This is a genomic window from Pseudomonas sp. K5002 (assembly GCF_013386655.1).
Lineage (GTDB): Bacteria > Pseudomonadota > Gammaproteobacteria > Pseudomonadales > Pseudomonadaceae > Aquipseudomonas.
Map to the genome: position 1 here is coordinate 1 of NZ_JACARK010001378.1, position 351 is coordinate 351.

Here is a 351-nt window from a genome sequence, read left to right on the forward strand (position 1 = left end):
TGACCCTCGCGGCCAACGTCGCCAAGGCCTACAGCGACCTGGGCCAGGCCCATATCGTGCGTGACCTGGCCAATGATGACCTCAAGCGCACCCGGCAGATGCTCGACCTGGGCCAGCGTCGCCTGAACTCCGGGATCGACAGCCAGTACCAGTACCAGCAAACCGAAAGCCTGGAAGCCAGCTCCCAGTCGCAACTGATCGATGCGGAAAAACAACTGCAGAGCGCGAAGATCGCCCTCGCAGTGTTGCTCGGCAAAGGCCCGGACCGTGGCAGCGAACTGGTACGCCCCAACGTGCTCAAGCCGAGCGCGGTTGCGGTGCCTTCGGTGTTGCCTGCCGAGCTGGTGGGCC

At 64.4% G+C, this 351-nt stretch carries 1 protein-coding gene; it reads left to right on the plus strand.

Features of this window, described 5'->3' with window-relative positions; genetic code table 11:
• Nucleotides 1-351: TolC family protein (locus HX846_RS36525; protein ID WP_178967378.1), on the plus strand; the 351-nt coding region annotated here is incomplete at both ends.